This is a genomic window from Thermus sp. NMX2.A1 (genome assembly GCF_000511705.1).
Taxonomy (GTDB): Bacteria; Deinococcota; Deinococci; order Deinococcales; family Thermaceae; genus Thermus; species Thermus scotoductus.
This window is the reverse complement of the sequence record NZ_ATNI01000075.1, coordinates 1-21145: the sequence shown is the minus strand read 5'-3', so window position 1 is coordinate 21145 and position 21145 is coordinate 1. Positions and strand designations below refer to the sequence as shown.

The window sequence follows — 21145 nt, the reverse complement described above, 5'->3', positions numbered from 1 at the left end:
AATGCGTCCATGGTGACCCCAAGGCGCTTCCTCGCCCTTCTCCTTCTCCTGGGGCTCGGTCTGGCCCAAGGGCTGGTCCTGCCCTTTGAAGGCCCCCAGGGCTTCCGCCTGGCCCAGGCCTTCGCCCAAGGCCTCAAGACCCCTCCCCCCACCCTTCTGGCCCTTCTCCTTCCCGACCTGCCCTGGCGGAGCAGCTACGACCTGGCCGGAGGACTTTACAGCCGGGCGGGAGCCCGGCTGGTCCAGGCGGCCACAGGGGCCGAATGGGTCCTCCTGGGCAAACAGGAGGAAGGGAGCCTGAGGCTCTTCCTGGCCCGGAAGGATGGGGTCAAGGAGGGGCGGTTCGCCACCCCGGACCTGGCCTGGCTCTGGCTCCAGGGGGAGGGTCTAGCCCAAAAGTTCAGCGCCCTACTCTACCCCTCCCTCTCCGAGGAGGAGCTCAGGACCCTGGCCCACGGGGAAAACCCCGATCCCCTCCACCAATCTGCCCTGGACCTCAAGGAGGGGCGGGGAAGCGGGCTTTTAGTAGGGGTCCTTCCGGAAAGGCTCCTCCTTCTCTGGCAAGGGAAGCTCCCTCCCGCCTACCAGGCCTTCGCCCTCCTCTCCCAGGGCAAGCGGGAGGAAGCCCTCAAGCTGGCGGAAACCCTCCTGAAGGGGGATGTCCTGGAAAAGACCGCCGCAGAACTGGTCTTTAGAACCCTCGAGGACCCCCGCTGGAAGGAAGCAGCCCGCACCCTGGCCCAAGCCTTCCCCGAACTTCCCCTGGCGTGGGAAGAGGTGAGCTTCGCCGCCTTCGCCGACGAAAAAGGAGAGGAAGCCAGGGACGCCCTGCTGAAGGCCATCCGGCTCAGGCCGGATTACTGGCTTTACTGGACCAACCTGGGCTGGGCCTACTACCTCACGGGGGATCTCCCCAGGGCCATCCTGGCCTCAAAGCGGGCGGTGGAGCTCATGCCCAACGCCACCGCCTACTACAACCTGGGCCTGTTTAAGGCCATCTACGGGGACTTCCTGGGGGCCAAGGCCGCCTACGACCGGGCCCTGAGGCTGGACGAGGGGGAGGACTTCCCCGAGGCCCTAAAGGACCTGGAGGGGCGAACTGAGCCCCTGGCCCTTTTCTTCCGAGCCTACGTGGCGGAACGGGCAGGGCTTCCGGCCAAGGGGCTTTACCAAGCCTTTCTGGAAACCCATCCCCGGCATCCCCTGGCCCAGGCGGCAAGGAGGGCCCTGCATCAGGAAGAGGGAAGGCTTGCTCTGGAGGTGAAAAAGCTCTCCCTGATCCCCGGGGACCTGGAGGCCAGGCCCTTCCACGCTGGGGAAGCGGTCTTCCCCGAGGTCAAGCTCACGGGAAGCCCCTACCTTCCCCGGCACGAGCTGCAAACCCTCCTCTACAAGGAAGGTGCCCTGGTGGCCCAGGAGAAGAAGCCCTTGGGCTTCCCTCCCCTCACCGCCGCCCTCGAGGAGGTGGCCCCTGCGGTCAGCCTGCCCGAGCCGGGCAGGTACGTGCTGGAGGTGCGCTACGGCGAGGCCCAGGCCCTAATCCCCCTGGAGGTGGGACCCGAAAGCCTGGCCCGGAAGCTTTATGCCCTGGGCCTCGAGGTGCGGGACCTTTCCGGGAACCTCCTCCTCACCCCCAGGGAAACCCTGGGCCCGGATGGGGACCGGCTCCTTCTGGAAAGGACCCTGGAGGCTCTTAAGGAGGCTGCCCCTCTGGCCACCAGCGCCCGGCTCACCGCCCCCCTCCCCCAGGGTCCCTATGCGGGAAAGAGCGTCCAGGAACTGCTGAAGAACCCCACCTTGGAAATGGTCCGCTCCTTCTTCCAAAAGGTGGCGGAAGCCCCAGAGCTCTTGGCGGATAACGACGTGGTGAACGCCCTGGTGAACTGGCTCTTAGAAAGCCGGTAACGTTGTAACGGCCCTGTAACGCTGGGTCGGGTTTACCCTAATCCTGGTCTCATTGGACCGGATTGGAGGCGTATTCGTATGGGCATTTCTCGGCATTGGCGTTTGGGTATTGTGGCGTTGGTGGCGGCGTTGGGCGCTTGTTCCAGCCCCCAGGGGGTCAAGCCCAACATGGCGGTTCCAGGACCACGGGACGACGCCGGGGGCGACCCCGCACAGGCTTGTGGAAAAGTGACGGAGGCCCCTCTGGGCCAGGTGGGTACCCTCTTGGTGTGGAACACCCAGGACACCCTCTTCGTGCGGCTTTCCGGGGTTTCGCCCTGGCAACTTACGGAAAGCCATGCCTACGCGGGCACTTCCGCTCCCGGCAACTGGTGGGACTTCCCCGCCCAGGCGGTACACGATCCCTACGTGGGCACCTTCACCTACGCCTTCGCCCTGGCCGACCTAGGGGCCAACCCCGGGGACACCCTGCACGTGGCCGGCCACGCCTTCCTCATGACCCCCAGCTACAACTTCAACCAGGCCCAGGGGCACACGGAGTTCGTCGTGAACCGGTGCGGCACCACCCCCCCACCCCCGGGCAAGGACATCGTGGTCTTCAACGACATCAACCCCTTCGACAACACCGGTATGGCCAACGACAACAACAAGCTCATGGTGAAGAACCTCGTCAACTACACCACCTCCGGCCCCCGGGGAACCGGCACCAAGGTCCTCTTTGACCGCGGGAGGGATTCGGCCTGCGGCGGCACCGGGGAATGCAACGACAGCAACCTCTCCACCATGCGGAGCATCATCGCTGGGGAAGGGTTTGCCATAGAGGAACTGGGGTCCACCGCAGGCTCCATCACCGCCCTCCCCGCAGACGTCAAGGTCATCTTCCTCTGGAACCCCAGGGAAACCTTCACCAACGGGGAGATCAACGTGTTCAAGCAGTTCGCCTCCGAGGGCGGGCGGGTGGTCTTCATCGGGGAGTGGCAGGGCTACTACGACGCCATCACCCTGGAGAACGACTTCCTGGGCAAGATGGGAGCGGTGATGACCAACACCGGCCAGGCAGTGGACTGCGGTTACAACACCCTGCCCCAGGCCTCCTTGCGCCCCCACCAGATCACCCAGGGCATGACCGACGTGACCATCGCCTGCTCCTCGGTGCTGGTGCCGGGCCCCAACGACTATCCTCTCTACTACGATTCCAGCAACACCAAGGTGCTCTCCGCCGTGGCCACCATTGACGCAACCCCCTTACCCCTGGGCTTCGTCCAGCCCGCCCGGGTTACCCTGGCCCCCCAGAGCCTTCATCCCCTCTTGAACCCGAGCTCGGCCACCGGCTACTAGGCAGCGCAAGCAAAAACCTCCCGCCCAGGCGGGAGGTTTTTCTGGTGGAGCCGACGGGACTCGAACCCGTGACCTCCTGAGTGCGATTCAGGCGCGCTCCCAGCTGCGCCACGGCCCCACGCGCCCTATATGGTAGCGGGGGGCTTTGGCCTTGTCTAGTCCCCTTCCTTAAGCCGCACCTCCACCCGGCCCTTCTTGTCCTTCACGGAAAGCTTGGCTCTGGCCTTACCCTTCTTGTACTCCGCCTTCCACTCGTCCTTCTTCACCTCGTACTTGACCCGCACCCAGCCCCGGCGGCGGAGGTCCTCGTCGTGGTAGCGGAAGATCGCCCCCGCCTGGGAGTAGCGGTAAACCACCACGAGCCCTTGGGGCTCTGGAAGGCGCTCCACCACCACCGCCTGGGGGAAAAGGTTAAAGGAGAGGGTGGCGGTGATGCGGAGTTCCATGGAGCCGGAGGGATTCACCTCGAGGGCCCAGGCCAGAACCAGCAAGGGTAGCATCCCGAATATCCTGCGCATGGCCTTAGCCTAACCCATCCTTTCCCCTAACCCCTGAGGGTGGCCTAAAGTACACTTTAGCTATGGACGAAGTCTGGCAAAAACTCTCCGAACCCTTCCCCCCCGGCGAGGTGCAGTGGCGCATCGAGGCCCTCTCCCGGGATAAAAAACGCGCCCTGGTGGTCCCCTATGTGGATGCCCGCACTGTTTTGGACCGGCTGGACCGGGTGGTGGGTCCCGAGGGGTGGCAGGACGCCTACGAGGTGCTGGCCGACGCCGAGCGTGCGGTGAGGGACGAGCGGGGGGAGCGGCGGGAACGCCTGGTGGAGGTGAAGTGCCGCCTCACGGTCCTGGGGGTGACCAAGGAGGACGTGGGGGAAGGGGATTCCCTGAAGGCGGCCTTCTCTGATGCCTTGAAGAGGGCTGCGGTGAAGTTCGGGGTGGGCCGGTACCTCTACCGCCTCGAGAAACAGTGGGTGGACTACGACCCGGAGAAGGGCCGCTTCACCCCACCCAAGCTGCCCGAACCCTCCCCTGGCGAGGAGGAGGGCCTCGAGGAGGAAAAGCCCGAGGCCTACCGGCTCATCGACCAGCTTCTGGAAAGGCTCAAGGAAAAGGGCCTGGGCAAGGAGGCCGCCAAAATCGTTACCAGGTACGGCGGCTATGGCAAAACCCCCGAGGAAACCAAGCGGCTTTACGGGGAGCTCAGGGCCCTGCTTAAGGGATGAGAATCGTCGCCGTCGGGGACCTTCACGCCAACTTCCCCGCCCTTTGGCGGATCCTCAAGGCAGAGGGACTGGCGGATGCCGGGCTTAAGCCCACGGGGGAGCTCCTTTCGGGGAAGACCTATCTGGTCCTCCTGGGAGACTTGGTCCACCCCAAGACCCCCAGGGACTACGAACGCCTGACGGGGCTTAGCCCCTTCGACCCCCTGGACCCAAACCACCTGCGCCTGGCGGCAGGGGCTCAGATTCGGGAGCTATTCCGGCTAAAGGCCTTTCAGGAGGCAGCCCAGGGGCAGGTGACCATCCTCCTGGGCAACCACGACGAGGCGGTCCTAAAAGGGGAACCCATCTTGGGAAACCAGCACCTCAAGCACCTGGAGTTCCATCCCGAGCACGGGGGGCGCCCCCTTCCCGAGGCCCTAAGGAGCTGGATAGCGGGCTTCCCCCGGGAGGTGGTCTTCCATGGGGTGCACTTCGCCCACGTGGGACCTGTGCCCTGGCTCCAGGAGTACGACGAGCTCTTCTACGCCCAAAGCGAGCCCAAAACCTGGTGGTTCCGCACCCCCGACTACGTGGAGCGGATGGGCTACCGCTACGGCGTGTACGGCCATGTGCCCATGAAGGAGGGGATCCTGCTAAAGGAACGCTTCGCCCTCATCGACGCCCTAGACCTGGGAGAGTACCTGGAGCTTTTCCCGGAGGAAGAGCCCTTGCACCCCGTGGTCAAGCGCCTGAGCCATGCTCAATAACCTCACCTCCCCGAAGGGCATACGGGAACTCCTGAAGCGCCACGGGCTTTTCGCCGACAAGCGCCTGGGGCAAAACTTTATGGTTTCGGAAGCCCACCTAAGGCGCATCGTGGAGGCGGCCAAACCCTTCACCGGCCCCGTCTACGAGGTGGGGCCTGGCCTTGGGGTCCTCACCCGGGCCCTGGCGGAGGCGGGAGCCCAGGTCACGGCCATCGAAAAGGACCTGCGGCTCAAGCCCGTGCTGGAGGAAACCCTGAGGGGTCTTCCCGTCCATTTGCTCTTCGCCGATGCCCTCGCCTACCCCTGGGAGGAGGTGCCGGAAAATAGCCTTCTGGTGGCCAATCTCCCCTACAACATCGCCACCCCCTTGGTCACCCGCCTCCTCAGGACCGGGCGGTTTGCCCGCCTGGTCTTTCTGGTGCAGAAGGAGGTGGCCGAACGCATGGCGGCCCGGCCCAATACCCCTTCCTACGGCCTCCTCTCCCTACGGGTGGCCTACCACGCCCAGGCGGAGAAGCTCTTCGACCTGCCCCCCGGAGCCTTCTTTCCCCCTCCCAAGGTGGTGAGCAGCCTGGTGCGCCTCACCCCCAGGAAGGTGCCGGACGATCCTGCCCTTTTCCAGCTCCTCGAGGCCGCCTTTTCCAAGCGGCGCAAGACCCTGAAAAACGCCCTCACCGCCGCCGGGTACCCCAAGGAGGAGGTGGAGGAGGCCCTTAGGAGCCTGGGTCTTTCCCCGGATATTCGGGCGGAGGCCCTGGACCTATCCTATTTCCAGAGGCTCAAGGACCTTCTCTACACCAGGGTGTAATGTCTTAGCAGCCGATAATCAAATGGCTTACACCGATTAGCCTCCCCTTCGGTGTAGTCCACCCCTATTGTCCCGCACCTGGGGTGATAAGATGGGCGGGAACTGAGGTGGGGGCCTCGATGGTTTTGGGCCCTTACCTCGTGAAGAGATGCACGAAAGGAGGGGACCTTGGCGCCGATCGCGGAGTACGTGAGCATCCTGATCTATCTGGGAGTGGCCCTTTTCATCGGGGTGGCGGCCCTGGTGGTGGGGGCCCTCCTGGGTCCCAAGAAGCCGGGGAAGGCCAAGCTGATGCCCTACGAGTCGGGGAACGACCCGGCGGGGGAGGTCAAGCGCTTCCCTGTCCACTTCTACGTGGTGGCCATGCTGTTCATCCTCTTTGACGTGGAGGTGGCCTTCCTCTGGCCCTATGCGGTGAGCGCAGGCACGCTCGGCCTATACGGCTTCCTGGGCGTGGCGGCCTTCACCCTGCTCCTCTTCGTGGGCTTCCTCTACGAGTGGTGGAAGGGGGTGATGCGGTGGCACTGAAGGACCTCTTCGAGCGGGACGTGCAGGAGCTGGAGCGGGAAGGCATCCTCTTTACCACCCTGGAGAAGCTGGTGGCCTGGGGGCGCTCCAATTCCCTATGGCCCGCCACCTTCGGCCTGGCCTGCTGCGCCATCGAGATGATGGCCTCCACCGACGCCAGAAACGACCTGGCCCGCTTCGGGAGCGAGGTCTTCCGGGCAAGCCCCCGCCAGGCGGACGTGATGATCGTGGCGGGCCGGCTTTCCAAGAAGATGGCCCCTGTCATGCGGCGGGTCTGGGAGCAGATGCCCGACCCCAAGTGGGTGATCTCCATGGGGGCCTGCGCCAGCTCAGGGGGGATGTTCAACAACTACGCCATCGTGCAGAACGTGGACTCGGTGGTGCCGGTGGACGTGTACGTGCCCGGCTGCCCCCCGCGCCCCGAGGCCCTCATCTATGCGGTGATGCAGCTACAGAAAAAGGTGCGGGGCCAGGCGGTCAACGAGCGGGGCGAGAGGCTTCCCCCCGTGGCCGCCTGGAAGCGCGCCAGGGGGTGAGGTATGCGGCTCAATAGGGTGCTGGAAGAAGCCCGGGCCAAGGGCTACACCATAGAGGATAACGGCCTCGGCAACCTCTGGGTGGTGATGCCCAGGGAGGCCTTCAAGGAGGAGATGGTCCACTACAAGGCCCTGGGCTTTAACTACCTGGCGGACATCGTGGGCCTGGACTACCTGGAATACCCCGACCCCCGCCCGGAGCGCTTCGCCGTGGTCTACGAGCTGGTCTCCCTTCCCGGGTGGCAGGACGGGGATGGAAGCCGGTTCTTCCTCCGGGTCTACGTGCCGGAAAAGGACCCCAGGCTTCCCACCGTCACCGACCTCTGGGGAAGCGCCAACTTTTTGGAACGGGAAGTTTACGACCTCTTTGGGATCGTCTTTGAAGGCCACCCGGATTTGCGCAAGATCCTGACCCCGGAGGACCTCGAGGGCCATCCCCTGCGCAAGGACTTCCCCCTGGGGGAAACCCCCACCCTCTTCCGCGAGGGGCGCTTCATCGTGCCCAGCGAGTTCCGGGCCTCCCTTACCGGGAAGAACCCCGGCCTCACCCTATACCGGGGCGGTAGCCGCAAGGGGTACCGGGCCCTTTGGGCCGATCTCATGAAGGCCAAGGAGGTCAAATGAAGGACTACCTGGACCTGGACCCAAGGGTGGCGGAGGAGCCCAAGGAACTCCGCACGGAGGTCATGACCCTGAATGTGGGACCCCAGCACCCCTCCACCCACGGGGTGCTGCGGGTGGTGGTGACCCTATCGGGCGAAGAGGTCCTGGACCTCGTCCCCCACATCGGCTACCTCCACACCGGGTTTGAGAAGAACATGGAGTACCGGACGTATACGCAGGTGATCACGTATACGCCCCGGATGGACTACCTCCACTCCTTCGCCCACGACCTGGCCTACGCCCTGGCGGTGGAGAAGCTGGTGGGGGCGGTGGTACCCCCTAGGGCCGAGACCATCCGCATCATCTTGAATGAGCTTTCCCGCCTGGCCAGCCACCTGGTCTTCTTGGGGACCGGGCTTTTGGACCTCGGGGCCCTTACCCCCTTCTTCTACGCCTTCCGGGAGCGGGAAACCATCCTGGACCTCTTCGAGTGGGTAACGGGCCAGCGCTTCCACCACAACTACATCCGCATCGGCGGGGTCAAGGAGGACCTCCCCGAGGAGTTCGTGCCCGAGCTTAAAAAGCTTTTGCAGGTCCTGCCCCACCGCATCGACGAGTACGAGGCCCTCTTTGCGGAAAGCCCCATCTTCTACCAGCGGGCCCGGGGCGTGGGGGTCATCCCCCCCGAGGTGGCCATCAACCTGGGCCTCACGGGTGGCTCCCTAAGGGCCAGCGGGGTGAACTACGACGTGCGCAAGGCCTACCCCTATGCGGGCTACGACACCTACCGGTTTGATGTGCCCTTGGGGGAGCACGGGGACGTGTTCGACCGCATGATCATCCGCATCCGGGAGATGCGGGAGTCGGTGAAGATCATCCAGCAGGCCCTGGAGAGGCTGGAACCAGGGCCGGTGCGGGACCCCAACCCCCAGATCACCCCGCCTCCCAGGCACCTTTTGGAAACCTCCATGGAGGCGGTCATCTACCACTTCAAGCACTACACCGAGGGCTTCCATCCCCCCAAGGGGGAGGTGTACGTGCCCACGGAATCCGCCAGGGGCGAGCTGGGGTACTACATCGTTTCCGATGGGGGCAGCATGCCCTACCGGGTCAAGGTGCGGGCCCCAAGCTTCGTGAACCTGCAAAGCCTTCCCTACGCCTGCAAGGGGGAGCAGGTGCCCGATATGGTGGCCATCATCGCCAGCCTGGATCCCGTTATGGGCGACGTGGACCGATAGGAGGGAAGGGAAGATGGGGTTTTTTGACGACAAGCAAGACTTCCTGGAGGAAACCTTCGCCAAGTATCCACCGGAGGGGCGACGCTCCGCCATCATGCCCCTCTTAAGGCGGGTGCAGCAGGAGGAGGGCTGGATCCGCCCGGAACGGATAGAGGAGATCGCCCAGCTGGTGGGCACCACGGCCACGGAGGTCATGGGGGTGGCGAGCTTCTACTCCTACTACCAGTTCGTGCCCACGGGGCGCTATCACCTTCAGGTGTGCGCCACCTTGAGCTGCAAGCTGGCCGGGGCCGACGAGCTTTGGGATTACCTCACGGAAACCCTGGGCATCGGCCCGGGGGAGGTAACCCCGGATGGCCTTTTCAGCGTGCAGAAGGTGGAGTGCCTGGGAAGCTGCCACACAGCCCCCGTGGTCCAGGTGAACGACGAACCCTATGTGGAATGCGTGACCCGGGCGAGGCTTGAGGCGCTTCTGGAGGGCCTTAAGGCGGGCAAGCGCCTCGAGGAGATCGAGCTCCCCGGCAAATGCGGGCACCACGTGCACGAGGTGGAGGTATGACCGGGCCCATCGTTTCCGGACGCGACCCCCGGTTTGAAAAAACCCTCTACGCCCACGTGGGCCAGGAGGGAAGCTGGACCCTGGACTACTACCTGAAGCACGGGGGATACGAGACCGCCAAACGGGTTCTAAAGGAGAAAACCCCGGAGGAGGTCATCGAGGAGGTGAAGCGCTCGGGGCTCAGGGGCCGGGGCGGGGCAGGCTTCCCCACAGGGGTGAAGTGGAGCTTCATGCCCAAGGATGGGAAACAGCACTACCTGATCTGCAACGCCGACGAGTCCGAGCCGGGTAGCTTCAAGGACCGGTACATCATGGAGGATGTTCCCCACCTGCTCCTCGAGGGCATGATCCTGGCGGGCTACGCCATAAGGGCCACGGTGGGGTACATCTACGTGCGGGGGGAGTACCGCAAGGCGGCGGACCGCCTGGAGGCCGCCATCCGGGAAGCCCGCACCCGGGGCTACCTGGGGGAGAACCTCTTCGGCAGCGGCTTCTCCTTCGACGTGCACGTGCACCGGGGGGCCGGGGCCTACATCTGCGGGGAGGAAACCGCCCTCATGAACTCCCTGGAGGGCTTAAGGGCCAACCCCCGCCTGAAGCCTCCCTTCCCCGCCCAATCCGGCCTCTGGGGCAAGCCCACCACCATCAACAACGTGGAAACCCTGGCCTCGGTGGTGCCCATCCTGGAACGGGGGGCCGACTGGTTCGCCAGCATGGGCACCGAGCAGTCCAAGGGGATGAAGCTCTACCAGATCTCCGGCCCGGTTAGGCGGCCAGGGGTTTATGAGCTTCCCATGGGCACCACCTTCCGGGAACTCATCTACGACTGGGCGGGAGGGCCCCTGGAGCCCATCCAGGCCCTCATCCCTGGGGGATCCTCCACCCCGCCCCTGCCCTTTACCGATGAGGTCCTGGACACCCCCATGAGCTACGAGCACCTGCAGGCCCAGGGCTCCATGCTGGGCACCGGAGGCGTGATCCTCATCCCGGAGAGGGTCAGCATGGTGGACGCCATGTGGAACGTGACCCGCTTCTACGCCCACGAGTCCTGCGGCAAGTGCACCCCCTGCCGGGAGGGGGTGGCGGGCTTCATGGTGAACCTCTTCGCCAAGATCGGCTCCGGGGAGGGGGAGGAGAAGGACGTGGAAAACCTCGAGGCCCTTCTGCCCCTCATCGAGGGCCGGAGCTTCTGCCCCCTGGCGGATGCGGCGGTGTGGCCGGTGAAAGGCTCCTTGAAGCATTTTAAGGACCAGTACCTGGCCCTGGTGCGGGAAAAGAAGCCCGTGCCCAGGGTGAACCTCTGGAGGTGAAGGTGGTTAAGGTCAAGGTCAACGACCGCATGGTGGAAGTGCCCCCGGGAACCAGCGTCATGGACGCGGTCTTCCACGCGGGGTACGACGTGCCCCTCTTCTGCTCGGAAAAGCACCTCTCCCCCATAGGGGCCTGCCGCATGTGCCTGGTGCGCATCGGCCTGCCCAAAAGGGGCCCGGACGGCAAGCCGGTCCTGAACGAGAAGGGAGAGCCCGAGATCGCCTGGCAGCCCAAGCTGGCGGCCAGTTGCGTCACCGCCGTGGCGGACGGCATGGTGGTGGACACCCTCTCGGAGGTGGTGCGGGAGGCCCAGGCGGGGATGGTGGAGTTCACCCTCCTCAACCACCCCTTGGACTGCCCCACCTGCGACAAGGGGGGAGCCTGCGAGCTCCAGGACCGAACGGTGGAGTACGGACTTTACGAGAAGTATTACCAGAAGGCCCCCCTCGAGCTTCCCACCTACACCCGCTTCGAGTTCACCCGCCGCCACGTGGACAAACACCACCCCCTCTCCCCCTTTGTGGTGCTGGACCGGGAGCGGTGCATCCACTGCAAGCGCTGCGTGCGCTACTTTGAGGAGATCCCAGGAGACGAGGTCCTGGACTTCATCGAGCGGGGGGTGCACACCTTCATCGGCACCATGGACTTCGGGCTTCCCTCGGGGTTTTCCGGGAACATCACCGACATCTGCCCGGTGGGGGCCCTTCTGGACCTCACCGCCCGCTTCCGGGCCCGCAACTGGGAGATGGAGGAAACCCCAAGCCACTGCGCCCTATGCCCTGTGGGGTGCGGCATCACCGCGGACACCCGTAGCGGCGAGCTTTTAAGGATCCGGGGCCGAGAAGTCCCCGAGGTGAACGAGATCTGGCTTTGCGATGCGGGTCGGTTCGGGCACGAGTGGGCGGACGAGAACCGGATCAAATACCCCCTGGTGCGGAAAGGGGAAAGGCTCGTGGAGGCCACCTGGGAGGAGGCCTTCGCCGCCATCCGGGAGGGCCTCAAGGAGGCCAGGAAGGAGGAGGTGGGCATCTACCTGCCCCACGACGCCACCCTCGAGGAGGGCCTCATGGCAGCGGAACTGGCCCGGGGGCTAAACACCCCTCACCTGGACTTCCAGGGCCGCACCGCCGCCCCAGCGAGCCTCTTTGTGCCCGCCACCTTGGAGGACCTCCTCAGGGCCGATTTCGCCCTGGTCCTAGGGGATCCCACGGAGGAAGCCCCCATCCTGCACCTCCGCCTAAGCGAGTTCGTGCGGGACCTCAAGCCCGCTCCCAGGTTCGCCCACGGCACCCCCTTCGCCGACCTCTCCATCAAGGAGAGGATGCCCCGCCGCACCGACAAGATGGCCCTCTTTGCCCCCTACCGCGCCCCCTTGATGAAGTGGGCCAGCCTCGCAGAGGTCCACGCCCCTGGGGAGGAGCGGGAGATCCTCCTGGCCCTTCTTGGGGAAAAGGAGGGGAGCGAGGCGGTCAAGCAGGCCAAGGAAGCCTGGGAGAAGGCCCAAAACCCCATCCTCATCCTGGGGGCTGGGGTCTTGCAGGATGCGGTGGCGGCGGAAAGGGCAAGGCTTTTGGCCGAGCGCAAGGGGGCCAAGGTGCTGGCCATGACCCCGGCGGCGAATGCCCGGGGCCTCGAGGCTATGGGGGTCTGGCCCGGGGAGAAAGGGGCAGCCTGGGACGAACCCGGAAGCCCCTACGCCTACTACGGCTTCGTACCCCCGGAAGGGGCCCTTAAGGACAAACGCTTCCTGGTCATGCACCTAAGCCACCTCCACCCCCTGGCGGAGCGGTATGCGGATGTGGTCCTCCCCGCCCCCACCTTCTACGAGAAGCGGGGGCAGGTGGTGAACCTGGAAGGACGGGTCCTTTCCCTCAACCCCGCCCCCATCGAAAACGGCGAGGCGGAGGGCGCCATCCAGGCCCTGGCCCTGCTGGCCGAGGCCCTTGGGGTGCGGCCCCCCTTCCGGCTTGGCCTCGAGGTGGAGCGGGAGCTCAAGAAAAAGGTGCCCGCTCTGAATAGCCTCCTCATCCACCGCACCCAACGCCTGCGGCCCAGGGCCCAGGAGGGAAGGCTCTACCTTAGGCCCACCATGTGGAGGGCCTGGCAGCTTACGGGCAAGGTGGCCCAGACCGTCCGCCCCGAGCTTTGGGTCCACCCGGAAACCGCCAAGGCCGAGGCCCTCTTGGAGGGCGCCCGGGTGGAGGTGGAAGGCCCCTTGGGCCCGGTCCTGGCCCAGGTGGTTCACCGGGAAGACCTGCCCAAGGGCTTCCTCTACCTCTCCGCCCTCGGTCCCTTTGCGGGCAGGAGGATGGAGGCCAAGGTGTTGGTTCCCACGGGAGGTGAGGTATGAACCCCTATCCCTTGGATCCCTACTGGATGGTGGCCTTGAAGGCCCTCCTGGTGGTGGTGGGCCTCCTCACCGCCTTCGCCTTCATGACCCTGATCGAGCGCCGCCTTCTCGCCCGCTTCCAGATCCGCCTGGGCCCCAACCGGGTGGGGCCCTCGGGCCTTCTCCAGCCCGTGGCTGACGCCATCAAGAGCATCTTCAAGGAGGACCTGGTGGTGGAGCGGGCGGACAAGGTGCTTTTTGTCCTGGCTCCCTTGATCGGCGTGGTCTTCGCCCTCCTGGCCTTCGGGGCCATCCCCTTCGGCCCCCCGGGGAGCTTCTTCGGCTACCAGCCCTGGGTCCTGAACCTGGACCTTGGCCTCCTCTACCTCTTTGCCGTGAGCGAGATGGCCATCTACGGCATCTTCCTGGCGGGCTGGGCCTCCGGGAGCAAGTATAGCCTCCTGGGCTCCTTGCGCTCCTCGGCAAGCCTCATCTCCTACGAGCTGGGGCTGGGCATGGCCCTCCTCTCCCCCGTCCTTCTGGTGGGGAGCCTGAACCTGAACGACATCGTGAACTGGCAGAAGGAACACGGCTGGCTCATCCTCTACGCCTTCCCCGCCTTCCTCCTTTACGCCATCGCCGCCCTGGCGGAGGCCGCCCGCACCCCCTTTGACCTGCCCGAGGCGGAGCAGGAGCTCGTGGGGGGATACCACACGGAGTACAGCTCCATCAAGTGGGCCCTCTTCCAGATGACCGAGTACATCCACTTCATCACCGCCAGCGCCCTCATCCCCACCCTCTTCCTGGGAGGCTGGACCATGCCCTTCCTGGAGGTTCCCTACCTCTGGATGTTCCTCAAGATCGCTTTCTTCCTCTTCCTCTTCATCTGGATCCGGGCCACCTGGTTCCGGTTGCGCTACGACCAGCTCCTGCGCTTCGGCTGGGGCTTCCTCTTCCCGGTGGCCCTGGTCTGGTTCCTGGTGACCGCCCTGGTGGTGGCCTTAGACCTTCCCCGCTCCTACCTCCTCTACCTCTCCCTGGCCGCCTTCTTGGTCCTTCTGGGAGCGGTGATGTACGGCCCCAAACCCACCCGCAAGCCAGCCCCCAAAGGGCTATCCAAGGGAGGTGGCGCATGACCCTAAAGGCCCTGGCCCAAAGCCTCGGCATCACCCTCAAGTACCTCTTCTCCAAGCCGGTGACCGTTCCTTACCCCGATGCCCCTGTGGCCCTCAAGCCCCGCTTCCACGGCCGCCACGTGCTCACCCGCCACCCCAACGGCCTGGAGAAGTGCATCGGCTGCTCCTTGTGCGCGGCCGCCTGCCCTGCCTACGCCATCTACGTGGAGCCCGCGGAAAACGACCCGGAAAACCCGGTTTCGGCGGGGGAGCGCTACGCCAAGGTCTACGAGATCAACATGCTCCGGTGCATCTTCTGCGGGCTTTGCGAGGAGGCCTGCCCCACCGGGGCCATCGTGCTGGGCTACGACTTTGAGATGGCCGACTACGAGTACTCCGACCTCATCTACGGCAAGGAGGACATGCTGGTGGATGTGGTGGGTACGAAGCCCCAGCGCCGGGAAGCGAAGATGACCGGCAAGCCCGTGAAGCCCGGATACGTGGTACCCTACGTCCGCCCGGAGCTGGAGGGGTTCAAGGCCCCCACGAAAGGAGGCAAAAAATGACCCCCTGGGAAGCCTTGGCCCTCCTGCTCCTCCTTTTCACCGGGGTCCTGGTGGTCACCCTGAAAAACGCCATCCACGCCGCCTTGGCCCTCATCGGGAACTTCCTGATCCTGGCCGGGATCTACGTGGCCCTCGAGGCCCGCTTCCTGGGCTTCATCCAGATCATCGTGTACGCCGGGGCCATCGTGGTCCTCTTCCTCTTCGTGATCATGCTCCTCTACGCCGCCCAGGGCGAGGTGGGCTTTGACCCCCTGGTGCGAAGCCGTCCCCTGGCCGCCCTCCTGGCCCTGGGGGTAGCTTTGGTCCTCCTCTCGGGGCTTTGGGGAGTGAACCTCGCCTTTACCAAGGATCTGCAGGGGGGTCTGCCCCAGGCCCTGGGGCCCCTCCTCTACGGGGACTGGCTTTTCGTCCTGCTGGCGGTGGGCTTCCTCCTCATGGCGGCCACGGTGGTGGCGGTGGCCCTGGTGCAGCCCACCCGCCCCCTGGACGCCCTGAGCCCTGAGGAGCGCAAGGAGGAAAAGGAGGTGGTGCGGTGAGCTACCTGTACGCCTCCGTCCTCCTCTTCGCCCTGGGGGTCTACGGGGTTTTGACCCGCAGGACCGCCATCCTGGTCTTTCTCTCCATCGAGCTCATGCTGAATGCCGCCAACCTCTCCCTGGTGGGCTTCGCCCGGGCCTTTGGCCTGGAAGGCCAGGTGGCCGCCCTCATGGTCATCGCCATCGCCGCCGCCGAGGTGGCGGTGGGTCTGGGCCTCATCGTGGCCATCTTCCGCCACCGGGAGAGCACCGCGGTGGACGATCTCTCGGAGCTTAGGGGGTGAAGATGCTGCTGCTGACCATCCTCCTTCCCCTCTTGGGCTTTGCCCTTTTGGGGCTTTTCGGAAAACGGATGAGAGAACCCCTCCCCGGGGTCCTGGCCTCGGCCCTGGTCCTGGCCTCCTTCCTGGTGGGGGTGGGCCTTCTCCTTTCGGGCGGGGCCCGCTACGAGGTGGAATGGCTTCCCGGGATCCCCTTTAGCCTGCTTCTGGACAACCTCTCCGGCTTCATGCTCATCATCGTCACCGGGGTGGGCTTCCTCATCCACGTGTACGCCATCGGCTACATGGCCGGGGATCCGGGCTATAGCCGCTTCTTCGCCTATTTCAACCTCTTTATCGCCATGATGCTCACCCTGGTCCTGGCCGACAGCTACCCGGTGATGTTCATCGGCTGGGAGGGAGTGGGCCTGGCCAGCTTCCTCCTCATCGGCTTCTGGTACAAGAACGCCCAGTACGCGGACTCCGCCCGCAAGGCCTTCATCGTGAACCGGATCGGCGACCTGGGCTTCATGCTGGGCATGGCCATCCTGTGGGCCCTTTACGGCACCCTTTCCATCAGCGAGCTCAAAGAAGCCCTGGAAGGCCCCTTGAAGAACCCCAGCCTCCTGGCCCTGGCGGGCCTCCTCCTCTTCCTGGGGGCCGTGGGCAAAAGCGCCCAGGTGCCCCTCATGGTCTGGCTTCCCGACGCCATGGCCGGTCCCACCCCGGTTTCCGCCTTGATCCACGCGGCCACCATGGTGACCGCCGGGGTTTACCTCATCGCCCGTAGCTCCTTCCTCTACGCCAACCTTCCCGATGTTTCCTACACCATCGCCGTCATCGGCCTCATCACCGCCCTTTACGGGGCCCTTTCCGCCTTCGGCCAGAACGACATCAAAAGGATTGTGGCCTACTCCACCATCAGCCAGCTGGGCTACATGTTTCTGGCGGCAGGGGTGGGGGCCTACTGGGTGGCGCTTTTCCATGTCTTCACCCACGCCTTCTTCAAGGCCCTCCTCTTCTTGGCCTCGGGAAGCGTGATCCACGCCCTGGGCGGGGAGCAGGATGTGCGGAAGATGGGCGGCCTTTGGAAGCACCTGCCCCTAACCCGCTGGCACGGGCTCATCGGGGCCCTGGCCCTGGGGGGCCTGCCCCTGCTCTCCGGCTTCTGGTCCAAGGACGCCATCCTCACCGCCACCCTCACCTACCCCTTCGGCGGCCTGGGCTTCTACCTGGGGGCGCTCTTCGTGGCGGTCCTCACCGCCATGTACGCCATGCGCTGGTTTGTCCTGGTCTTCCTGGGCGAGGAGCGGGGCCACCACCATCACCCCCACGAGGCCCCTCCCGTTATGCTGTGGCCCAACCACCTCCTGGCCCTGGGCTCGGTGCTGGCGGGGTACCTGGCCCTGCCCTATCCCTTGCCCAACCTCCTCGAGCCCTTTTTGAAGCCCACCTTAGCGGAGGTGGAAGCCCACCACCTCTCCCTGGGAGCGGAGTGGGGCCTCATCGCCCTCTCGGGTGCGGTGGCCCTCCTTGGGCTCTGGCTGGGCTACACCTTCTTCCAGAGGAAGGCCTTCCCCGCCTGGTACCTCACCTTTGAGGCCTGGAGCCGGGAAAGCTTCTACGCCGATCGGGTGTACAACGCCCTCATCGTCAACCCCTTGAAGGCCTTAGCGGAAGCCCTCTTCTACGGGGATGGCAGCCTCCTTCGCGGCTACTTCGGCGTGGGCGGGACGGTGCGGAACCTGGGACAGGGTATCGCCCGCCTGCAGACCGGCTATCTAAGGGTCTACGCCCTGCTTTTCGTGCTGGGCGTTCTGGTGTTGCTGGGGGTGATGCGGTGGTAGTCCTGGCGATCCTCCTACCCATCCTCTTCGGCCTTCTCCTCCTCCTGGGCCTTCCCCGCGCCCTGGGAGTCCTGGGAGCGGGCCTGAGTTTTCTCTTGAACCTCTACCTCTTCCTCACCCACCCGGGCGGGGTGGCCCATGGGGTCCAGGCCCCCCTCCTTCCCGGGACCGGGGTCTACTGGGCCTTCGGTTTGGATGGCCTTTCCGCCTTCTTCTTCCTCACCATCGGCCTCACCGTCTTCCTGGGGGCCCTGGTGGCCAAGGTGGAGGGGCGGTTTTTGGGGCTTGCCCTTCTCATGTCCGGCCTCCTCCTGGGGCTTTTCGCCGCCCGGGACCTTCTGGTCTTCTACCTCTTCTTCGAAGCGGCCTTAATCCCAGCCCTCCTCATGCTCTTCTTCTGCGGGGGCGAGGGAAGGATCCGGGCCATCTACACCTTCCTCCTCTTCACCCTGGCGGGCTCCTTGCCCATGCTGGCCGCCATCCTGGCGGTGAAGGCGTTAGGGGGGAGCCCCACCTTCCTCCTCGAGGACCTCCTGGCCCATCCGGTTAAGGGAGGCGCCGCCCTTTGGATCTTTTTGGGCTTCGCCCTGGCCTTCGCCGTCAAGACCCCCTTGTTCCCCGTGCACGCCTGGCTCCCCCTCTTCCACCAGGAAAACCATCCCTCGGGGCTCGCCGACGCCCTGGGCACCCTTTACAAGGTGGGGGTCTTCGCCTTCTTCCGCTTCGCCATTCCCCTCGCCCCCGAGGGGTTTGCGGAGCTTCAGGGGCTTCTCCTCTTCCTGGCGGCCCTCTCCGCCCTCTACGGGGCCTGGGTGGCCTTCTCCGCCAAGGACTTCAAAACCCTCCTGGCCTACGCCGGGGTTTCCCACATGGGGGTGGCCGCCTTGGGCGTCTTCTCCGGTACCCCGGAAGGCGCCTTGGGGGGACTATATCTCCTAGCGGCCAGCGGGGTGTACACGGGAGGGCTCTTCCTCCTGGCGGGGCGGCTTTACGAGCGCCTTCACACCCTGGAGATCGGCCGCTTCCGGGGCCTGGCCGAAAGCGCCCCCGGCTTAAGCGCCCTGGCCCTCTTCCTCTTCCTGGCCATGGTGGGGCTTCCCGGGCTTTCCGGCTTCCCCGGGGAGCTTATGACCCTCCTGGGCGCCTACAAGGCCAGCCCCTGGCTCACCGCCATCGCCTTCCTCTCGGTGATCGCCGGAGCCGCCTACGCCCTCACCGCCTTCCAGAAGGTCTTCTGGGAGGAAGGCCAAAGGGGAGCGGAGGACCTCAAGGGGGCGGAATGGCCTTTCGCCTTCCTGGCAGTGGCCGCTTTGGTCCTCATGGGGGTCTTCCCCGGGTTCTTCGTAAAGGGCCTTGAGCCCCTGGCGGAGGCCTTCGCCAAGATCCTTGGAGGTGGCGCATGACCCTTCTGGTGCTGAGCTCCTTTGCCGTAGCCCTCACCCTTTTGGGCTTCTTCGTTTCCGTGCCCCTTTTCAAGCGCCTCACCATCCTGGGGCTCTCCTTGGCCCTGCTCTCCCTCCTCTTCACCTGGGGGAAGCCCTTCGCCTTTGGGCCGTACCAGGTGGACGGCATCTCCCAGGTCTTCACCCTGCTCGCCCTTCTGGGAGCCCTCTGGACCGTGGGGCTGGTGCGCACCCGGCGGTTTGAGTTCTACCTCCTGGTCCTCTACGCCGCCCTGGGCATGCACCTTCTCGCCTCTACCAAAAACCTCATCCTGATGCTGGTGGCCCTCGAGGCCCTCTCCCTGCCCCTTTACGCCCTGGCCACCTGGCGGCGGGGAGAAGGCCTGGAAGCCGCCTTGAAGTACTTCCTTCTGGGAGCCCTGGCGGCCGCCTTCTTCCTCTACGGCACCGCCCTTCACTACGGAGCCACGGGAAGCCTCCTGGCGGGAACCCCTGGGGAAGGCCCCCTTTACGCCCTGGCCCTGGGCCTCCTCCTGGTGGGGCTTGGCTTCAAGGTGGCCCTGGCTCCCTTCCACTTCTGGACCCCGGATGTCTACCAGGGTAGCCCCACCCCGGTGGTGCTCTTCATGGCCACGGGAGTGAAGGCAGCGGCCTTCGCCGCCCTCCTCCGGGTGGTGGGACCGGGTGCCCTGGATGCCCTGGCCCTCCTCATCGCCCTCTCCGTCCTCCTAGGGAACCTGGCCGCCCTGGGCCAGAAGGAGGCCAAGCGGCTTCTCGCCTATAGCTCCATCGCCCATGCGGGGTACATGGCCTTGGCCCTTTACACGGGGAACCTGCAGGCCCTGGGCTTCTACCTCCTCACCTACGTGCTGGCCACAGGTCTAGCCTTTGCCGTGCTCTCGGAGATCTCCCCCGACCGCGTGCCCCTGGAGAGGGTAAAGGGCCTCTTCCACCAGGACCCCCTCCTGGGCCTTGGCCTCTTCGTCTCCTCCCTCTCCCTCCTGGGCCTGCCCCCGCTGGCGGGCTTTTGGGGCAAGTACCTGGTCTTCAGCGAGGCCGCCAAGGCGGGGGCCTGGGGGCTTCTGGTCCTGGCCCTGGTGACGAGCGCCGTAAGCGCCTACTACTACCTGGCCCTGGGCTTGGCCGTGTTCCAGAAAGGGGCAGCCGAGGCCCATCCCCGTCCCTTGGCCCGGAGCGTGGCCCTGGGGGTGGCCCTTCTCCTCATCCTGCTGGGCCTTATCCCCGGGGCGGTTCTCCCCGCCCTGGCCGCGGGCTAAGCCCGGGGCCTTCTTTCGGGCCCTGGGGTACGGAAGGTATCCCGGGGCCCGGGTTTTTTTCCCACTTCAGGTTTACACTCTAAGCATGGAGGACCCCCTGGCCCACCTGCCGCGGGAGCTTCTGCACAAGGATCCCCTGGGCTACGTGGCCCGGGGGGCCCAGGCCTTGCCCAAGGACCTCCGGGGAGCCTGGCTCCTAGGGGTGGTGAGCGGCTTCCTCTGGCCGGAAGCCCCTGCGCCCAAGGATCTTTCCGCCTTCTTCCGCCGGAGCGAGGGAGCCTGGCGGGAGGCGGAGGAGTACTTCCTGGAAACGGGGCTGGACTTTCCCGTGCTGGTGAGCCAGTGGGCCAGGGAGGCCCTGGACCCCCTTCTTCACCGCAAAAAGGAACCTCCCTGGGAAAGCCTCGCCCTGGCCTTCCACGGAGGGCAGAAGCTGGGACGGTACCTGCGGAGCCAGGCTAGGGGTTAACCACCATCCGCACCACCCGCCACCTTAACCCCTGGCGCTCCATCACCAAACCGGTTTGCGGGTCATCCCGGTGGTGGACAAAGACCCGTGAAAGCCCCTGCCGTTTGAGCCGCCACTGGCGCACCTCTTCCAGACTGGCCTCCCCGGGGTCTTTCCCCGTGCCCAAGCTGGCAAGACCCTCAGGCGTAAGCAGGGCATCCACCAAGGCCTGGATCAGGCTCCCGGCGAAGAGCAACCCCAAAGCCGCAAAAGGATTGTCCTGGGCCTTTTCCAGCTCCTTGGCCATGGCGGCATTGAGGTCCGCCTCGAGGTTTTCCCTAACCCGGGGAAAGTCCACGTACCGCTCCAGTGCTGCCGCATCCTGGCGCTCGATGGCTGCCTGGAGCCCTCGCAGGGCAAAGTAAGGCGAGAGAACCAGGTAGCCTCCCAAAACCAGGAATAGGAGAAGGATCCCCACCCACCAGCGAGCCTTCATGGGGATACTCTAGCCAGCACAAACCTTGGTGTCAATCCTTAAAGCAGGACTTTACCCACATCTCCGTTTCG

22 protein-coding genes and 1 tRNA gene are annotated in these 21145 nt (G+C 65.3%); 20 read left to right on the top strand and 3 right to left on the bottom strand.

The window, feature by feature from the left end; genetic code table 11:
• Window positions 1-9: 9 nt before the first annotated feature.
• On the top strand, window positions 10-1905 hold the full coding sequence (locus TNMX_RS08750; protein ID WP_038031338.1) for a hypothetical protein: 1896 nt from the start codon (window positions 10-12) through the stop codon (window positions 1903-1905).
• A gap of 228 nt (window positions 1906-2133) precedes the next feature.
• Window positions 2134-3243 carry an ABC transporter gene (locus TNMX_RS13345; RefSeq protein WP_253269385.1) on the top strand — a complete coding sequence of 370 codons (1110 nt, stop codon included), beginning with the start codon at window positions 2134-2136 and terminating at the stop codon, window positions 3241-3243.
• A gap of 42 nt (window positions 3244-3285) precedes the next feature.
• Here the strand turns inward: TNMX_RS13345 and TNMX_RS08740 are convergent.
• Together TNMX_RS08740 and TNMX_RS08735 are read right to left on the bottom strand one after the other, a co-directional pair.
• Window positions 3286-3361, bottom strand: a tRNA-Ala gene (locus TNMX_RS08740).
• A gap of 37 nt (window positions 3362-3398) precedes the next feature.
• A complete protein-coding gene (locus tag TNMX_RS08735; RefSeq protein ID WP_081892773.1) occupies window positions 3399-3743 on the bottom strand; it encodes a hypothetical protein in 345 nt (114 codons plus the stop codon).
• A gap of 80 nt (window positions 3744-3823) precedes the next feature.
• Here TNMX_RS08735 and TNMX_RS08730 point away from each other — a divergent pair, with 80 nt between their 5' ends.
• The 18 genes from TNMX_RS08730 (at window position 3824) to TNMX_RS08645 (ending at window position 20599) form a co-directional block, all read left to right on the top strand.
• Window positions 3824-4468 carry a Rad52/Rad22 family DNA repair protein gene (locus TNMX_RS08730; protein ID WP_015716522.1) on the top strand — a complete coding sequence of 215 codons (645 nt, stop codon included), beginning with the start codon at window positions 3824-3826 and terminating at the stop codon, window positions 4466-4468.
• Window positions 4465-5214 (top strand): metallophosphoesterase, encoded by a 750-nt coding sequence (locus TNMX_RS08725; RefSeq protein WP_038031332.1) that lies wholly within the window; start codon window positions 4465-4467, stop codon window positions 5212-5214. The genes TNMX_RS08730 and TNMX_RS08725 overlap by 4 nt, the downstream gene beginning before the upstream one ends.
• Window positions 5204-6022 carry a 16S rRNA (adenine(1518)-N(6)/adenine(1519)-N(6))-dimethyltransferase RsmA gene (rsmA, locus tag TNMX_RS08720; protein WP_038031329.1) on the top strand — a complete coding sequence of 273 codons (819 nt, stop codon included), beginning with the start codon at window positions 5204-5206 and terminating at the stop codon, window positions 6020-6022. Before TNMX_RS08725 ends, rsmA begins: the two co-directional genes overlap by 11 nt.
• 168 nt (window positions 6023-6190) lie before the next feature.
• Window positions 6191-6550, top strand: coding sequence for an NADH-quinone oxidoreductase subunit A (locus TNMX_RS08715; protein WP_019551172.1), 360 nt, complete (start codon window positions 6191-6193; stop codon window positions 6548-6550).
• Window positions 6541-7086 (top strand): NADH-quinone oxidoreductase subunit B family protein, encoded by a 546-nt coding sequence (locus tag TNMX_RS08710; RefSeq protein WP_015716518.1) that lies wholly within the window; start codon window positions 6541-6543, stop codon window positions 7084-7086. The genes TNMX_RS08715 and TNMX_RS08710 overlap by 10 nt, the downstream gene beginning before the upstream one ends.
• 3 nt (window positions 7087-7089) lie before the next feature.
• On the top strand, window positions 7090-7710 hold the full coding sequence (locus TNMX_RS08705) for an NADH-quinone oxidoreductase subunit C (protein ID WP_019551171.1): 621 nt from the start codon (window positions 7090-7092) through the stop codon (window positions 7708-7710).
• Window positions 7707-8927, top strand: coding sequence for an NADH dehydrogenase (quinone) subunit D (gene nuoD, locus TNMX_RS08700; protein WP_038031326.1), 1221 nt, complete (start codon window positions 7707-7709; stop codon window positions 8925-8927). The genes TNMX_RS08705 and nuoD overlap by 4 nt, the downstream gene beginning before the upstream one ends.
• Before the next feature lie 13 nt (window positions 8928-8940).
• The gene (nuoE, locus tag TNMX_RS08695) at window positions 8941-9486 is read left to right on the top strand and encodes an NADH-quinone oxidoreductase subunit NuoE (RefSeq protein ID WP_015716515.1); all 546 of its coding nucleotides are present in this window, start codon (window positions 8941-8943) and stop codon (window positions 9484-9486) included.
• On the top strand, window positions 9483-10796 hold the full coding sequence (gene nuoF / locus TNMX_RS08690) for an NADH-quinone oxidoreductase subunit NuoF (RefSeq protein WP_015716514.1): 1314 nt from the start codon (window positions 9483-9485) through the stop codon (window positions 10794-10796). Before nuoE ends, nuoF begins: the two co-directional genes overlap by 4 nt.
• Window positions 10797-10798: 2 nt before the next feature.
• Window positions 10799-13147 (top strand): NADH-quinone oxidoreductase subunit NuoG, encoded by a 2349-nt coding sequence (gene nuoG / locus TNMX_RS08685; RefSeq protein ID WP_038031398.1) that lies wholly within the window; start codon window positions 10799-10801, stop codon window positions 13145-13147.
• Window positions 13144-14262: an NADH-quinone oxidoreductase subunit NuoH gene (nuoH, locus tag TNMX_RS08680; RefSeq protein ID WP_038031324.1), complete on the top strand. Its 1119-nt coding sequence runs from the start codon at window positions 13144-13146 to the stop codon at window positions 14260-14262. The genes nuoG and nuoH overlap by 4 nt, the downstream gene beginning before the upstream one ends.
• Window positions 14259-14807 (top strand): NADH-quinone oxidoreductase subunit NuoI, encoded by a 549-nt coding sequence (gene nuoI / locus TNMX_RS08675; protein ID WP_038031322.1) that lies wholly within the window; start codon window positions 14259-14261, stop codon window positions 14805-14807. The genes nuoH and nuoI overlap by 4 nt, the downstream gene beginning before the upstream one ends.
• Window positions 14804-15343 (top strand): NADH-quinone oxidoreductase subunit J, encoded by a 540-nt coding sequence (locus TNMX_RS08670; protein WP_038031320.1) that lies wholly within the window; start codon window positions 14804-14806, stop codon window positions 15341-15343. Before nuoI ends, TNMX_RS08670 begins: the two co-directional genes overlap by 4 nt.
• Window positions 15340-15627: an NADH-quinone oxidoreductase subunit NuoK gene (gene nuoK / locus TNMX_RS08665; RefSeq protein ID WP_038031317.1), complete on the top strand. Its 288-nt coding sequence runs from the start codon at window positions 15340-15342 to the stop codon at window positions 15625-15627. Before TNMX_RS08670 ends, nuoK begins: the two co-directional genes overlap by 4 nt.
• Before the next feature lie 2 nt (window positions 15628-15629).
• Entirely contained in the window at window positions 15630-17450 is a 1821-nt protein-coding gene (gene nuoL, locus TNMX_RS08660; RefSeq protein WP_038031314.1) for an NADH-quinone oxidoreductase subunit L, read from the top strand.
• Entirely contained in the window at window positions 17444-18853 is a 1410-nt protein-coding gene (locus tag TNMX_RS08655; RefSeq protein WP_038031311.1) for a NuoM family protein, read from the top strand. Before nuoL ends, TNMX_RS08655 begins: the two co-directional genes overlap by 7 nt.
• Complete coding sequence (locus TNMX_RS08650) at window positions 18850-20130, top strand: NADH-quinone oxidoreductase subunit N (RefSeq protein WP_038031309.1); 1281 nt, start codon at window positions 18850-18852, stop codon at window positions 20128-20130. The genes TNMX_RS08655 and TNMX_RS08650 overlap by 4 nt, the downstream gene beginning before the upstream one ends.
• A gap of 85 nt (window positions 20131-20215) precedes the next feature.
• Window positions 20216-20599 carry a hypothetical protein gene (locus TNMX_RS08645; protein WP_038031307.1) on the top strand — a complete coding sequence of 128 codons (384 nt, stop codon included), beginning with the start codon at window positions 20216-20218 and terminating at the stop codon, window positions 20597-20599.
• Here the strand turns inward: TNMX_RS08645 and TNMX_RS08640 are convergent.
• Entirely contained in the window at window positions 20589-21074 is a 486-nt protein-coding gene (locus TNMX_RS08640) for a DUF2939 domain-containing protein (RefSeq protein WP_038031305.1), read from the bottom strand. The two genes, TNMX_RS08645 and TNMX_RS08640, sit on opposite strands and share 11 nt — an antisense overlap.
• Between the last annotated feature and the right edge of the window lie 71 nt (window positions 21075-21145).

Bases quoted from the DNA above. Each gene is read 5' to 3' on its own strand.
- TNMX_RS08750 (WP_038031338.1), top strand. From the start codon at position 10: ATGGTGACCCCAAGGCGCTTCCTCGCCCTTCTCCTTCTCCTGGGGCTC.
- TNMX_RS08735 (WP_081892773.1), bottom strand. From the start codon at position 3,743: ATGCTACCCTTGCTGGTTCTGGCCTGGGCCCTCGAGGTGAATCCCTCC.
- TNMX_RS08730 (WP_015716522.1), top strand. From the start codon at position 3,824: ATGGACGAAGTCTGGCAAAAACTCTCCGAACCCTTCCCCCCCGGCGAG.
- TNMX_RS08725 (WP_038031332.1), top strand. From the start codon at position 4,465: ATGAGAATCGTCGCCGTCGGGGACCTTCACGCCAACTTCCCCGCCCTT.
- rsmA (WP_038031329.1), top strand. From the start codon at position 5,204: ATGCTCAATAACCTCACCTCCCCGAAGGGCATACGGGAACTCCTGAAG.
- TNMX_RS08705 (WP_019551171.1), top strand. From the start codon at position 7,090: ATGCGGCTCAATAGGGTGCTGGAAGAAGCCCGGGCCAAGGGCTACACC.
- nuoD (WP_038031326.1), top strand. From the start codon at position 7,707: ATGAAGGACTACCTGGACCTGGACCCAAGGGTGGCGGAGGAGCCCAAG.
- nuoE (WP_015716515.1), top strand. From the start codon at position 8,941: ATGGGGTTTTTTGACGACAAGCAAGACTTCCTGGAGGAAACCTTCGCC.
- nuoF (WP_015716514.1), top strand. From the start codon at position 9,483: ATGACCGGGCCCATCGTTTCCGGACGCGACCCCCGGTTTGAAAAAACC.
- nuoH (WP_038031324.1), top strand. From the start codon at position 13,144: ATGAACCCCTATCCCTTGGATCCCTACTGGATGGTGGCCTTGAAGGCC.
- nuoI (WP_038031322.1), top strand. From the start codon at position 14,259: ATGACCCTAAAGGCCCTGGCCCAAAGCCTCGGCATCACCCTCAAGTAC.
- TNMX_RS08670 (WP_038031320.1), top strand. From the start codon at position 14,804: ATGACCCCCTGGGAAGCCTTGGCCCTCCTGCTCCTCCTTTTCACCGGG.
- nuoL (WP_038031314.1), top strand. From the start codon at position 15,630: ATGCTGCTGCTGACCATCCTCCTTCCCCTCTTGGGCTTTGCCCTTTTG.
- TNMX_RS08650 (WP_038031309.1), top strand. From the start codon at position 18,850: ATGACCCTTCTGGTGCTGAGCTCCTTTGCCGTAGCCCTCACCCTTTTG.
- TNMX_RS08645 (WP_038031307.1), top strand. From the start codon at position 20,216: ATGGAGGACCCCCTGGCCCACCTGCCGCGGGAGCTTCTGCACAAGGAT.
- TNMX_RS08640 (WP_038031305.1), bottom strand. From the start codon at position 21,074: ATGAAGGCTCGCTGGTGGGTGGGGATCCTTCTCCTATTCCTGGTTTTG.